Here is a 13,991-nt window from a genome sequence, read left to right on the forward strand (position 1 = left end):
CCCCATGGTTGAACCCGCCCGCATAGATGACGGCGTAGCTGACGGGGCCGTGGACGAGGTAGTTGTGGACGAGGTAGTTGAGCAGGTCCGCCGGCATGTCCTCCGGGCCCTGGCATCGGGCCCGGAATTCGGGTGGGCCGGACCGGACCGGGCGGTCTTCGAAGAACGCTTCGACCACCACTTCCCGGTTCTGCTCCGGCTCTTCCAAGACCTTTACGGCACACGACAGGACTGGGTGGATCAACTGACAAACCTCGTGCTGGAGTCCGCCCGCTCGTGGGTTCAGAGGCCGGCGGGGCTCAAGAGCCTCGACGCGGAACGCGAGCACAGCAGCGGCTGGTTCCAGGCCAACACCATGCTCGGCGGCGTCTGCTACGTCGACCGCTATGCCGCGGACCTGGACGGTATCCGCTCCCGGATCCCCTATTTCAAGGAGCTGGGCCTCACCTATCTGCACCTGATGCCCCTGTTCCTGGCCCCCGAACCGCACTCCGACGGCGGCTATGCCGTCTCCAGCTACCGGGACGTCAACCCTCAGCTGGGCAGCATCCAGCAGTTGCGCGACCTTGCCGCTGAGCTGCGGGCCAACGGCATCAGCCTCGTGGTCGATTTCATCTTCAACCACACTTCAGACGAGCACGACTGGGCCCGGAAGGCGGCGGCGGGCGACCCGGCGTACAGCGATTACTACTGGATCTTCCCGGACCGGTCCATGCCGGACGCGTTCGAGCAGACTGTGCGAGAAATTTTCCCGGACGACCACCCCGGATCCTTCATCCAAACGCCGGATGGCCGGTGGGTCTGGACCACCTTCCACACGTTCCAATGGGACCTGAACTACTCCAACCCGGACGTCTTCCGGGCCATGGCCGGGGAGATGCTCTTCCTGGCCAACCAGGGCGTGGAGATCCTCCGGATGGACGCCGTCGCCTTCGTTTGGAAGCAGCTGGGCACGCCGTGCGAGAACCTGCCCGAAGCCCACACGCTGCTGCAGGCGTTCAATGCCGTGTGCCGGCTGGCCGCGCCGTCGGTGTTGTTCAAATCCGAGGCGATCGTCCACCCCGATGAGGTGGCCCGCTACATCGACCCCGCCGAGTGCCAGCTGTCCTACAATCCCCTGCAGATGGCGTTGATCTGGGAGGCCTTGGCCACCCGCGACGTCTCGCTGCTCAACCAGGCCCTGGAGCGGCGCCACAACATTCCGGACGGCACGTCCTGGGTGAACTATGTCCGCAGCCATGACGACATCGGCTGGACGTTCGCCGACGAGGACGCGGCCGAGCTCGGCATCAATGCCTTCGAACACCGGCGGTTCCTCAATTCCTTCTACGTCAACCGGTTTCCGGGCAGCTTCGCCCGCGGGGTGCCCTTCCAGGACAATCCCCGTACCGGGGACTGCCGGATTTCCGGCACGACGGCGTCCCTGTGCGGGGTGGAGGGCGACCCAGCCGCGGCGGTGAACCGGATCCTGCTGGCCCATTCGGTGGCCTTCAGCACCGGGGGCATCCCGCTGCTGTACCTCGGTGACGAGGTGGGCCAGTCCAACGACTACCAGTACGCCCGCGAGGAAGGGCACGGAACTGACAGCCGCTGGGTGCACCGGCCGCACTATCCGGCCGCAGACTATGAACGGCGCGCGGACCAGGAAACGCCCGCCGGGGCGGTTTACGCCGGGCTGCGCCGGATGATTTCCGTACGGTCCTCGACGCCGGAACTGGCCGGCACCCGGCTGGTCGGGTTCGCCACGAACAATCCGGGTGTCCTGGGGTATCAGCGTCCGGGAGACGGAACCCTGGTCCTCGTGCTGGCCAACTTCAGCGACGGCCCGCAGGAGGTGCACGCGGTGACGCTGTCCGGCTTCGAAGGCGACGCCGTGGACCTCCTGACCGGAGCCGGCATGCGCCTTGACGCGGGAATCGGACTGAACGCCCAGCAGTTCCTCTGGCTGCGGGTGACACCCAGGCCCTGAGGCCTCGCCGGAGGACCGGCGGCATGGGCTGGCCGCGAAGAGGGGGTGGTGGCTGCCGGTTGCTCTGCCAGGAACGGGAGACTTGGAGAAGGGTCGCGCCCGGCCGCACGCTGGTTGAGGAGAGCGTGCGACCGGAATCTGTGGTGTGACGGCCCCGGTTCGGCCGTCTTTCTGATCCTGTTTCTACTGTCCCGCATCCCCCTGAGAAGAGTCTGAGAGTGACCTCTCCCGGCACCCCCGGCCACACGTCCGGATGGCACCGGCATCTACCCGGGGTATGGGGCGGGGGGTGAGGCGGCGGAAATGCGCCACACTGGTTGTCCGGATCCCTGCGTTGCCGCATTCTTGGAGCATGGGACTGGGCAAGCGGGCCACACATGGCCGCCCCGGCAGGGGCGCCGTTGACTGGGGCGTGCGCAAGCGTTCGACGGCGGTCGCCGTCGGCGTCGTGGCCGTGGCGTTGCTTCTCGGCGGCATGGTCCTGCTGGTGCTGCTCCAGGCGTCCCTGGCCAGGTCAAGCGACGCCGCAGCCCGGCAGAAGTCTCTGGATGTGGTCGCCGAAATGGAGGACATGGATATCGCGGATGCCCGGGCCTACATTATTGATACCGCCCATGCGGGCCAGTTCGTCCAGGTGCTGGACGCCGCAGGGTACGTGCTGGCCGGCTCGGATCCCGAGATCGCCAACGCCCCGCTCTCTGCCCAACGGCCCGCCCCGGGCCAGACCATGACCCAGGATGTCTCGGGCCTTCCGAGCATCGCGGACACCGACGACTATCACATCGTCACGGTGGGAGCGCGGACAGGCACTTTGAGCTTTACGGTGGTGGTGGCCCAGGCCTCGCAGATTCAGGCCGACACCATCGCCACGGTGGCATGGTTCATGCTGGGTGCCACGCCTCTGCTGCTGGCCACGGTGGCCGTGTCCGTGTGGCTCCTGGTGGGAAGATCCCTCCGCCAGGTGGAGCGGATCCGGGGCCAGGTGGCCCGGATCGACGCCGAGCAGCTGGACGGGCGGGTCGATGTGCCGGCCACGAACGATGAAATCCAGGCCCTGGCACAGACCATGAACACGATGCTGGACCGGCTGCAGGCCTCGGACAGCGAACAGCGCAGGTTCGTCTCGGACGCCAGCCACGAACTGCGCAGCCCGCTGGCCACACTGAGGGCCGGAATCGAAATCGCGGCCGCGGATCCCACCGGGGCGATGTGGCTGCAGATGAAGGACGTCCTCACCGACGAGACAGCCCGCATGAGCTTCCTGGTCGAGGACCTCCTGACCCTGGCCAAGGCGAACGACGGCGGCCTGAGGGTGGAGCAGAAAGACGTCGATCTTGACGACGTGCTGGACCAGGAGATCCGCCGGCTGCGGTCAACCAGCAAGAACCAGATTCAGGCGACGCTCGTTCCCGCACGGATCCGCGGCGACGCCCGCCGGCTGGCGCAGGTCCTGCGGAACGTCCTGGACAATGCCGACCGCCATGCCCTGTCCCGGATCGCCGTGGACCTGCGCGCCGCCGGGGACCAGGTCATCATCACGGTCGACAACGACGGCGACCCCATCCCGGAGGCGGACAGGGAGCGGATTTTCGAACGATTTGTCCGGCTCGACGGCAGCCGCTCCCGGGAAGGCGGCGGCAGCGGACTGGGCCTGGCCATCGCAGCCGGCATCGTAGCCGCCCATCACGGGACCATCCGGCCGACGAACGCGCCGGCGGGCCACTGCCGGTTTGAGATCGCCTTCCCCTGCCCGGAGGCGGCGGCACCGGAGGACGTCAGCCCTCGCGAAGCTCGACGGCACGGGGCTCAGGGATCGGGTCGGCGCTGAGCTGATAGCCCATGCCACGCACGGTGGTCAGGCTGTGGAGCCCAAATGGCCCATCGATCTTGCGCCGAAGGTAGCCGATGTAAACCTCCACGACGTTGTTCGCGCCTTCGAAGGCCGGATCCCAGACGTTTTGCAGGATCTCCGCCTTTGAGACGATCTGGTCGTGCCGGCGCATCAGGTAATGCAGGAGCCCGTACTCCCTGGCCGTGAGGCTGATGAGGGTATCTCCGCGGCGGACACTGTGGCTGACGGGGTCCAGGGACAGGGTGCCCAGTGTCATGATGACGGGCCGGGCCGGCGCTCCACGCCGGATCAGCGCCCGGATCCGGGCGACCAGCACCAGGAAGCTGAACGGTTTGGTCAGGTAGTCATCCGCGCCCAGGTCGAAGGCATCCGTCTGGTCGTATTCGCCGTCCTTGGCCGTGAGCATCAGCACCGGAGTCCAGACTTTCCGGTTCCGCAGTTCCTTCAAGACGTCGTAGCCGTTCATCCGCGGCAGCATGAGGTCCAGGAGGATGGCATCGTACGCGTTCTCGAGCGCGGCCGAGAGCCCCCGGACGCCGTCGTGGGCAACGTCGACGACGAACCCCTCATTCTTCAGTCCGCGCCGGACTGTTTCCGCCAGGGCGTGCTCATCTTCCACCATCAGAATCCGCAATCCAGACCCCTCCTTTTGAGCAAGTATGGCCCTTACTGGGCCGGCCCGGAAGGAACCTGACGTGTCCATGTCGGTGGGAAGGGGACACCTCGCCCGGCTAGGCCTGTTGGGCGGGGCCGAACAGCCATCCTGACACGTCGCTGCGCAGGACCACGTGGGGTCCGCCGGTGGCACTGACGCTCCCGTTGGGGACGTAGTAGCCGCGCCCTGCCCCGGGCCCTCCGGCTGCGCGGTCCAGGGCGTCAGTGAGGCTCCGGTTCAGGTGCCCGCTGGGGCCGAGGGACCGCAGCTCATTGAGTTCCTCCGGCGTCAGCCGTCCCAGCACTCCGGCGATATCGGCCATGGTGAATCCCTCCCTACGGATGGTGGTGCGCCTGGTGGATGATGCCTAAAGAATCAGGGTAGGACACCGAAGTTAACGCCGCGTGACGCCCCGGTGACCAGTGGCGAACGAAGTGCAGGGGGCCGCGCCGCTGACCGCCGCCAGGAGGTGTCACGAGCGTCACTGCCGCGACTGCCCCAGTCCCCAGCTTTTACCCGGTGTCATGCTGTACCGTTCAATCCCGGAGAACCGGAAAGACTCCGGATCACAAACTGAATCACACACCCCGCAACGGAAATGAGTACCACCAGGTGGCAACCGATTATGACGAAGTACGCTCCGACGTCGCGGAATCACGCAACGCTTCCCTGGAGGCCCTCCGTTCGGCTAACGCGCCTGACGCCCGCAGCGTGGTCCGCGAGCTCGACGAGGCAGACACTTCCGAGGGCGTAGAGCTTCCGGGGGCAGACTTGTCCGGCGAGGAACTGACTGTCACGGTCATCCCGCAGAAAGAGGACGAGTTCACCTGTTATTCCTGCTTCCTGGTGCGGCACCGGTCCCAGCTGGCCAAGGAAAAGGGCGGCCACGCGTACTGCGCGGACTGCCTCAGCTAAGACCCGCCCTCTCCCGCACGCAGGCGGCCGGAGGAGTTCAGCCCGGCACAGGAAGTTTGGCACCCGTCCTCGACCGCGTCAGTCACGCGCCGAGTACACTGCTGTCACATGCTTCACAATAGTTTCGGGCAGCGGCAGGACATGACCCGCACGGGCCTCTTCGGCTACGCTCCTGTTGACGATGCGGCGAGTGCCGGCACGAGGCCGGAGGCACACCATGCGTAACCCCAACAATAAGTTGGTGGACCCTGCTGCCGCGCCGCCGCCGGCTGCCGCCCAAGCACCGGGACGTTCCACCGGCCGGGAGGCCGCACCGGCCGGGGAGATGACCGGGCCGCAGACGCCCGTACCTACCGGCAGCCTGCAACGCGAATGGTCCAGGGCGTTCGCACTGGTGTTCGTGGCGCTGGTGCTCGGCGTTGTCGCAACGGTGATTGGCGTCCGCGTGGTCACGGATCAAATCCAGCACGCCGCCGCACAGCACCGCCTCGAGTCGGAGGCCGTCGCCGAAATACGGGCCCGCCTGGACGACCACGAACAAGCCGGACTGCAACTGCTTGCCGAAGTGCCCGTCGACACATCGGCCTTTTTGCAGCAGCAAAAGGACGTCTCCGCCCAGTTCGACGCCGCCGCCGGGATCCTGCCGGACGCGTACGGCATGCGCGCCTCGCTCGGGGAGGCCCGGACCGCGTGGCAGGACGGCCTGTCCGCGCACGGACTCTGGGACAGCCAGGTGGCCGGCCTGCACGGCAGCCGCGTGGCAGAGGCCCCGTCGTTCGCCGCCTCCGGCGCGAGGTCGCGCGCGTTGCTGGCGAACATCCGGAGGGCTTCGCTCGACGCGCTCGACGACGGCGTCGCGTACGGCGCGGAACTCCAGCAGATGGTTTCGACCGGCCGCACAGTCCTCTTTGCAGTAGCGGTGGGCGGCGTTTTCTTTTTCCGCCGGCGGATGACCAAGTACCTGATGCGCCCCGTGGAGGGTCTCTACCGGGGGGTCCTGAAGCTGCAGGCCGGCGACTACAGCCACAGGATCACCGTTGTCCGCAATGACGAGTTGGGCCAGTTGGCCGAGGCATTCAATTCGATGGCCGCCACCGTGCATGACAACCATCTTGAGCTGACTTTCCGCGCCACGCATGATCCCCTCACGGGACTGGCCAACCGCGTGGTCCTCACCGAACGCCTCGCCTCGGTCTTTCTCGCCGCCGACGCCGGGTCAGTTGACCGGCGCGAGGGCCTCGTGATCATCGACGTCGACGACTTCAAGGACGTCAACGACTCGCTGGGCCATAATGGCGGCGACGCGCTGCTCATGCAGCTGGCCCAGCGCCTGCGCGGCTGCGTGCGCGAGCATGACCTCGTCGCCCGGTTGGGCGGGGATGAATTCGCGATAGTGGTGATGAATGACGGCGGCACGGCAACCGACGACGTCGCCGGCCGCATCCAGGACGCCCTGCGCGAGCCATTCTGCATCGACGACGTCCGGCTCAAGGTAACCGTCAGCATGGGTGCCGCCCAGCGCAGCGCCGGAACTGCAGATCCGGCCGAGCTGATGCGGCAGGCTGACTTCGCCATGTACATGGCGAAACACAGTGGCAAGGGCCGCTACCAGCTCTTCGATGCCCGGGGCTACGACAAAATGACCTACCGTGCCGCGCTCCGGGCCGACCTCGCCACGGCCGTGCAGGCAGGCCAGCTGCGTCTGGACTATCAACCGGTGGTTGAACTGGGCACAGGTGAGATCGCCGGGGTGGAGGCCCTGGTGCGCTGGGAACATCCCACGCTGGGCCGGCTGGGACCGGCAGAATTCATCCCCCTGGCCGAGGAAACCGGCGACATCGGCCCCATCGGCTGCTGGGTTCTCGACACAGCCAGCCGCCACGTCGCCGGTTGGCGCCGTTCCCCGGGCACCGCCGACGACCTCTGGGTCTCGGTGAACCTCAGCACGGTTCAGCTCTCCAGCGACCGCAACCTGGCCGCCCTGGAGCGCATCCTGGCCCACCCCGCTTCACAGGCTGACAAGGTGATCCTGGAGGTCACAGAATCGGCCCTCGCCACGAGCTCCGATGGTGGCGTGGGCGCCCTCAACCGGCTCAAAAGTTTCGGCGTCCGAATCGCGATCGACGACTTCGGGACCGGATTCTCCTCGCTCAGCACACTCGCCGCTCTGCCTGCGGACATCCTCAAGATTGACCGCTCTTTCCTGTCCGGAGTGCCTGGGGACGCCCCGGCCGCGGCGATGCTCGAGGGCATCCTGGAAGTGGCGCGGAAACTGAACCTGGGGGTCATCGCCGAAGGCATCGAGGACACGGGGCAGCTGGATCTCCTGCGATCGCTTGGCTGCGACATGGGTCAGGGCTTCCTCCTGGCGGGTCCCAGCCCCTCTCCGGTCCTCGAGGCGCTGCTGGCCTCAGGGCCGCAGCTGTTGCCACCGGCCGGCGTGGACGCAGTGGCGGACGGCGCCTAAGGCCGGACTGCTCTCAGGCCGCGCCTAGGGCCGGGCTGCCCTCAGGCGGCGGGGAAGTCGAGTGAGGGCTCGTCCGCTGTGGCGAGGGTCAGGACGGCCTCCTCGACCGTTGCGTGGTCCTCGAGTTCGCGTTCAACGCGGCGCAAGGCCACGGCGACGTCATGCTCCTGGCGGTCCCCCACCATGTCCACCGCCGCCACGACGTAAAGCTTGCGCGGGCCGACGAACTCCAGGTGCAGGTACGTGATGCGCTCGATCTCAGGGTGCTCGAGGATGCGGCGGGCCATGGAGCCCTCGATGTCGCTGGTGACGGCCTGTCCCACCAGGAAGCGGCGGTTCCGATCGATCAGCACGACGGCGACAACGGCCAGCAGGATGCCGACGAGAATTGACCCCACGGCGTCCGGCACGGAGGATCCGGTGACCTGGTGCAGGAAGATGCCGGCGAACGCGATGAGCAGGCCGATCAGTGCGGCCCCGTCCTCGGCAAAGACGGCACGCAACGTGGGATCGGAACCCTTGAGGACCTGTTCCAGCGTTTTCCGGTCCAGTTCGCGTGCCGCCTTCCGGCTCTGCCGGAACGCCTGGGTGAAGGACACACCCTCAAGGACAAAAGCGACCGCCAGGACCACATAGGCGATCGCGAAGTCGCCGGCCGGCTCCGGCGTGAGCAGCTGCTGGATGCCGTGCATCACCGATACCACCGCCCCGGCGGTAAACAGGCCGAAGGCCGCGATCATGGACCACACGTACGCCTCACGTCCGTAGCCCATGGGGTGGGCCTTGTCCCGTTTCCTGGCGGCTTTGCGTTCGGCGATGAGCAGGAACACCTGGTTGCCGGTGTCGGCCCAGGAGTGGGCTGCCTCGGCCGTCATGGACGCCGAACCGGAGATGAGCGCCGCCACGGATTTAGCCGCCGCGACAAGAACGTTCGCCCCGAAGGCGATGAGCACTGTGAGCGATGCGAACCCGGACTTGTCACGCTTCACGCAATCTTCCTCCCGCGGCCGTGGAATGGATCCTTGGCCTACGCTATCTCCCCCGCCTGACGCCGGGGCATCACATCGCGGGACCGGGTAGCAAAAACTGGTTCCATTTATGCCGGGCAGGCGCACAATGAATCTATTAAGTTCATTCGCTCTTTGTCCCACAAGCCGCTTGGGGTGTGCGCCATGAATGCTCGCCGGAAGCTGTCAACGATTTGGCTGCTGCTGATCTTGTTCGGGACGGGCGGGTGCGCCAGTGGAACCGGAGTGCCGGCGTCGACGTCGGCGCCCCCTTCCGGAGCCACCCAGACGGCGGGGACAGCCGCCGCCACCATCACGATCAAGGACTTTGCCTACGGCGACCCGCTCACCGTGGCGCCCGGCGCGGTGGTCACGGTGACCAACTTGGATTCTGCTGCGCATACGGTCACGGCTGACGAAGGCCAAGCGTTCGATGCCGTGGTCAAGGGCGGCGGCACCGGCACTTTCACGGCGCCCACACAGCCCGGTTCCTATCCGTATCACTGCACTTACCACACCAACATGCATGGGACGCTGGTGGTCAAATGAGCGTCCAAAGCCACTCCGGACGGTCCGTGGGAGTCCACGGAACCGGCATGGCCCTGCGTATCCTCACGGCGGTGGCCCTGTTCATTGACGCCGGCGTCCATATCCATCTGGCCCCGGGCTACCAGGCGGGAAACTCCGCGGGGATCGGTCAAGGGAACCTTTTCCTGCTGGAGTCGGCCGCGGCTGTGCTGGCCGGGCTGTGGGTGCTGCTGCGCGGCAGCAGGGCCGCCTACGCAGCAGCTTTCGTCGTTGCGCTGAGCGCCTTCGTCGCCGTAGTCACGTACCGGTACGTGAACATTCCCGCGTTCGGACCATTTCCGGCCATGTACGAGCCCATCTGGTACTTCGAGAAGTCCCTGAGCGCAGTGGCCGAAGGAGCCGGAGCCGTACTGGCGGCCATCGGCTTCGCCCGGGCGGGACGGCGGTCTTCCCGGAGTCCCGCCCCGTCCTGACACATCACGACCCGACACATGACGACCGGCGCTGCCCGGGAACCGGGCCTCGAATTGCTAGCATGTGGGCGGGGTGATTCAGGCTGAAGACGATTGCACAAGGCTCCAAACAACAGGGCACCAGACAACAGCGGGCGAATCAACGGCGCGCGAAACAAAAGGGCACGGCGCCGGCAGGTCTGGGATCGACAGCCGCCGGACCAACCGGGCCCGGATCAGCACGCGCCCGCCGGGCTGTGACGGATGCCGGTGCCGCCGTCGCAGCATATCTGGTGGCCTGGGCCTGGCTCGGCATGGAGGTCCTCACCGATCCGGCTCTCTGGTTCGGGGCCCTGGCGGCGGGTGCCGCTGTGATCCTTCGGGCAACCGGCTCGGTGTTGCGCCGGAATCCCCGGTTTTCGACCCCCGCGGACCGTGTCACCCTGGGCCGGGCCGCCATCGTGGCCTGCTGTGCCGCGATGACTGTGGTTGGCTTGATCGCCGGAGCCGACTCGGGAGCGGCAGCAAGAGCTGCCGCGGTGGTGGTCCTGGGCACCACGGCGTTACTGCTCGATGCCGTGGATGGACGGGTGGCCCGCTTCACCGGGTCAGCCACGGCCGAGGGTTCACGGCTGGATTCAGACACGGACGCCGCCCTGGTTCTGGTGCTGTCCTGCGCCGCGGCGGGAACGTTCGGCCCGTGGCCCCTGGCCATCGGCCTGATGTACTACGCCTTTCTCGCGGCGGCCTGCTTCCGCCCCTGGCTGAGGAAGCCGCTGCCGCCTAGCACTGTCCGCAAGGTCATAGGAGCCACCCAGCCCGCTGCCCTGTTGTTTGCCCTGTTGCCCGGCGTCCCGGCGTGGCTTGGGGCCGTGGTGCTCGGCGCGGCGCTCGGGCTGCTGATCTACTCGTTCGGGCGCGATGTTCTCGAGCTGGAACGGCTCCGCCGGGCAATCCCCGGCGGCGAGTCCGGCTCACCCGCCTCATGCGCCGGAACCCCGGCGGGCAGATGACGCAGTAGGGGCCTCGGCGCGAGGTTCACGGCCGCCGGGCCCTGGATCACCGCACCGTTCGCGGAAAACCTCGAGCCGTGGCAGGGACAGTCCCAGGTCGAGTCCTCGGCATTGAACTCGACCGTGCAACCCAGATGCGTGCAGACCGCCGAGACGGCAACCAGGTCACCGCCCGGGTCGGCATAGACCGCCGTCTTTTCGCCGTCGATCTCCACCACGGTGCCTTCGCCGGGCCGCAGGGCAGCGACGCGCCGTTCCTGCTGGTCCTGCTGGTCCGGTTGCTGGGGTTGGGGTTGGGGTTGGGGCGCCTGGACCTTCTTCTGGCCGGCCCCGCCGGCCGGCGCCGCCCGGTTGGTGTCGAACACCGCCGCCCAGGGGTTGTGCTTTCCGGACAGGGTGTCGGCCAGGACCAGCGCCGCGGCGGTGCCGTTGGTCAGCCCCCACTTGCGCAGGCCGGTAATCACATGGAGGTGCGCCGCCGTCGGGGTCAATGTCCCGGCGTACGGCAACCCGTCAACCGGCATGGTGTCCTGCGTGGACCAGCGGAAGCTGGTCCGCCCGGTACCGAGGCGTTCCCGCGAGAATTCCTCGAGCCGCCGGTACCGCTCGGCCGCATCGCCGGTTTCGGCGGCCCTGTGGCCCTCGCCGCCGGTGAGAACGTAACGGGAACCCTCGACGTCGATCGCCAGGATGGAGCGCATCGGCTCGTCGACGCTGATGAACGTCCCGTCCAGGGGCGCGGCGGGTGCCAGGCAGGCAACGAGGTAGGAGCGGTGCAGGTAGCAGCGTTCGGCGAACCTCCCGCCGTCGCCGACGGGAACGTTCGTGGCTACGATCACATCGCGCGCCCGGACTGTGCCGCGCGCGGTTTCGACGACGCCGGGCACACCATCGCGGACCGCGGTGACGAGCGAATCCTCCAGCACATGGCTTCCGCTGCCGTCCACGGCGCGGGCCAGGCCCTGCAGGTACTTCACCGCGTGCAGCTGTCCCTGGTTATCGAACCGGGCTGCGCCCCGGACAGCGAACGGCAGCGGAACGTCGGATGTAAAGGCTGCCGGCAATCCAAGCCGTGCGGCCAGGGCCGCCTCGTCGCGGACCTGGGCAAGGGCGTCGTCGGATTCTGCGTAGGTGTAGTTGGACACCCGTCGAAAGCCGCAGTCAATGCCTTCCTCCGCCACCACACGCGCTATGTGCTCGATTGCGGCCTGGTTGGCCTGCCCGTATGTGCCTGCGACATCCGGCCCGTGCCGGTCGGCAAGTTCCGTGTAGACCAGCCGGTGCAGGGACGTGACCTTGCCGGTGGTGTGCCCCGTGACCCCGGTGCCAATCCGTGCCGCCTCCAGAACCGCGACGGTGTGTCCGGCACGTTTGAGGGCCAGCGCCGCCGTCAGGCCTGCAATCCCTCCCCCAACCACGGCCACATCGACCTCGAGATCCGAGCCCAGGGACGGATATCTGGCGGCACCGGCTGCTGTGGCGACCCAAAGCGAAACCTGCTGTCCTTCGAGCCGATCACCCACGGTGCCGCCTTCCGCTGCCGGCACTCCCTCAGAGGCCTTCTACTGCTTCCAGGCGGCCCGAGCGGACCGCGTCGGCGAAGGCCTGATAATCCTTTTCGTTCTGGTCCGCATAACGCTCGGAAAAATCAGTGATGGAGCGTTCGAACTTGTCGCTCTTGCCAAGGTAGGCGGCGATCGCTATCGGGTCACCGGACCGGGCGTGCGCCCGCGCCAGCGTCCAGCCGCAGGCATCGGCGTAGAAGGTCATGCCCAGTGGCTTCATCCCTTCCACCACGGCCGAGCCCTTCATGTCACGCAGTTGACGCCAGTACAGGAACCGGTTGTCCTGTACACCTTTGGTCCACCCCAGGAAGATGTCGCTTGCGGCCTGCATCATCCGCTGCCCCTGCACCACCCGCTCCCCCGGCTGCTTGAACTTGCTCTTCGGCAAGTGGTCCTCCAGCACCGATTTCGTGGCCTCCTTGACCTGGAGGAACAAGGGATCCTCCTGGTCGCGTCCCTGCAGCAAGGCGATGAACGCCCGCGTGCCGACGCTGCCGACGCCCACCACCTTGCGGGCGACATCGATGACTTCGAATTGTTCGAGCAGGTGCCGCCGGTCATCGGGCAGCGTGGCCCGGTAGGACCGGAGCTGTTCACGAACCGCTTTCGCAACGTCATCGCCGGACATGCCGTACGTATCCGCCAGTTCCCGGACGGGAATGACGATTGGCGGTTGACTGACTATCCGGTACTTCCCGTCGACGCTCTCCGCGAGCTTGGACAATGCCTGCAGGCTGTCCTTTGTGTGGGCCTTGGCTACGTTTTGCCGCGCCTCTTTTTCCATGCCCTGGGCAGCCTTCTTGAGGGCCTTCCCCTTCTGGCTTGCCACGGCGAGGTCGATCGCTTCCATCAGCTGTTCCTCGGACAGGCGCGCGTACCAGATGTCCAGGGTGCGCATTTGCGCGAACTGGGCCATCGCTTCGCGGTAGGCCCGAACAGCCGTGAGGGTCGAATCGCGCGTTTCTTCCGTAGTGAACGCATTGTTCCGCGCCGCGATCGTGAAACTCGCAGCCATCCGCTTCACGTCGTACTCAAACGGCCCCGGAAGTGTCTCGTCGAAGTCGTTCAGGTCAAACAGCAAGTTTCGCTCGGGCGAGGCGAAGACTCCGAAGTTGGACAGGTGGGCGTCTCCGCACAGCTGGACGCGCAGGCCGGCCCGCGGAGTGTCCTTCAGGTCGGCGGCCATGATCTTGGCAGCACCCCGGTAGAACGTGAATGGTGATGCCAACATTCGGCCGTGGCGCACCGGTACGAGGTCCTGTTCCCGGGTGAGGTTTTGTTCCTCGAGGAGTGCGACCGGATCGGGTCGGTCGGAAGCCGGCTCCCACCCTGTGTGGCTGGAAACCGGTGCTTCCTTGCGATAGTCCTTGCCCTTCGATACTCGTTGCTCGACGCTTGGATGCTTGACTTTCTTCTCGGCCATAATCGCCGACCTCCCTTTGACGTCAGGACCCGCCACGGGCACTGATTGCCTGGGTCAGTTCTGCTGAGCTTGGGTCGAGTTAATGCGATTGTGGCCTCGAAGTAGCGCCTCGTCAACGCGTTGGTGATGTCTTGCCGAACCCCGT

The 13,991-nt window shown here is 66.8% G+C and carries 12 protein-coding genes; 7 read left to right on the forward strand and 5 right to left on the reverse strand.

Going from position 1 to position 13,991, the window contains the following annotated elements; translation table 11 throughout:
* The first annotated feature begins 4 nt into the window (after nt 1-4).
* Nucleotides 5-1,969: an amylosucrase gene (locus AC1DEY_RS00505; RefSeq protein ID WP_476866280.1), complete on the forward strand. Its 1,965-nt coding sequence runs from the start codon at nt 5-7 to the stop codon at nt 1,967-1,969.
* Nucleotides 1,970-2,321: 352 nt separating this feature from the next.
* Nucleotides 2,322-3,797, forward strand: coding sequence for a sensor histidine kinase (locus AC1DEY_RS00510; protein WP_476866281.1), 1,476 nt, complete (start codon nt 2,322-2,324; stop codon nt 3,795-3,797).
* On the opposite strand, the gene AC1DEY_RS00515 is transcribed toward AC1DEY_RS00510, so the two are convergent.
* Both AC1DEY_RS00515 and AC1DEY_RS00520 read right to left on the reverse strand, forming a co-directional pair.
* Nucleotides 3,745-4,455 carry a response regulator transcription factor gene (locus tag AC1DEY_RS00515; protein WP_441408531.1) on the reverse strand — a complete coding sequence of 237 codons (711 nt, stop codon included), beginning with the start codon at nt 4,453-4,455 and terminating at the stop codon, nt 3,745-3,747. The genes AC1DEY_RS00510 and AC1DEY_RS00515 overlap by 53 nt on opposite strands.
* A 97-nt stretch (nt 4,456-4,552) precedes the next feature.
* Entirely contained in the window at nt 4,553-4,798 is a 246-nt protein-coding gene (locus AC1DEY_RS00520) for a hypothetical protein (protein ID WP_476866282.1), read from the reverse strand.
* 290 nt (nt 4,799-5,088) lie between these two features.
* Here AC1DEY_RS00520 and AC1DEY_RS00525 point away from each other — a divergent pair, with 290 nt between their 5' ends.
* Complete coding sequence (locus AC1DEY_RS00525; RefSeq protein ID WP_223987258.1) at nt 5,089-5,391, forward strand: DUF4193 domain-containing protein; 303 nt, start codon at nt 5,089-5,091, stop codon at nt 5,389-5,391.
* A 217-nt stretch (nt 5,392-5,608) separates the two neighbouring features.
* Nucleotides 5,609-7,858: a putative bifunctional diguanylate cyclase/phosphodiesterase gene (locus tag AC1DEY_RS00530; RefSeq protein ID WP_476866283.1), complete on the forward strand. Its 2,250-nt coding sequence runs from the start codon at nt 5,609-5,611 to the stop codon at nt 7,856-7,858.
* Nucleotides 7,859-7,899: 41 nt separating this feature from the next.
* Here AC1DEY_RS00530 and AC1DEY_RS00535 read toward each other — a convergent pair whose 3' ends face one another.
* Complete coding sequence (locus AC1DEY_RS00535; protein ID WP_476866284.1) at nt 7,900-8,847, reverse strand: cation diffusion facilitator family transporter; 948 nt, start codon at nt 8,845-8,847, stop codon at nt 7,900-7,902.
* 183 nt (nt 8,848-9,030) lie between these two features.
* Between AC1DEY_RS00535 and AC1DEY_RS00540 the strand changes: the two genes are divergently transcribed.
* The 3 genes from AC1DEY_RS00540 to AC1DEY_RS00550 all read left to right on the forward strand — a co-directional run bounded on the left by AC1DEY_RS00540 (nt 9,031) and on the right by AC1DEY_RS00550 (nt 10,858).
* Entirely contained in the window at nt 9,031-9,414 is a 384-nt protein-coding gene (locus AC1DEY_RS00540; protein ID WP_476866285.1) for a cupredoxin domain-containing protein, read from the forward strand.
* Entirely contained in the window at nt 9,411-9,866 is a 456-nt protein-coding gene (locus tag AC1DEY_RS00545; RefSeq protein WP_476866286.1) for a hypothetical protein, read from the forward strand. The genes AC1DEY_RS00540 and AC1DEY_RS00545 overlap by 4 nt, the downstream gene beginning before the upstream one ends.
* A 236-nt stretch (nt 9,867-10,102) precedes the next feature.
* Nucleotides 10,103-10,858: a CDP-alcohol phosphatidyltransferase family protein gene (locus AC1DEY_RS00550; RefSeq protein ID WP_476866287.1), complete on the forward strand. Its 756-nt coding sequence runs from the start codon at nt 10,103-10,105 to the stop codon at nt 10,856-10,858.
* Here the strand turns inward: AC1DEY_RS00550 and AC1DEY_RS00555 are convergent.
* Nucleotides 10,750-12,381: an FAD-dependent oxidoreductase gene (locus tag AC1DEY_RS00555; RefSeq protein ID WP_476866288.1), complete on the reverse strand. Its 1,632-nt coding sequence runs from the start codon at nt 12,379-12,381 to the stop codon at nt 10,750-10,752. The genes AC1DEY_RS00550 and AC1DEY_RS00555 overlap by 109 nt on opposite strands.
* A gap of 28 nt (nt 12,382-12,409) precedes the next feature.
* On the reverse strand, nt 12,410-13,846 hold the full coding sequence (locus AC1DEY_RS00560) for a DUF2252 domain-containing protein (RefSeq protein WP_476866289.1): 1,437 nt from the start codon (nt 13,844-13,846) through the stop codon (nt 12,410-12,412).
* Nucleotides 13,847-13,991: the final 145 nt, after the last annotated feature.

The organism is Arthrobacter sp. 05T47 (assembly GCF_056395825.1).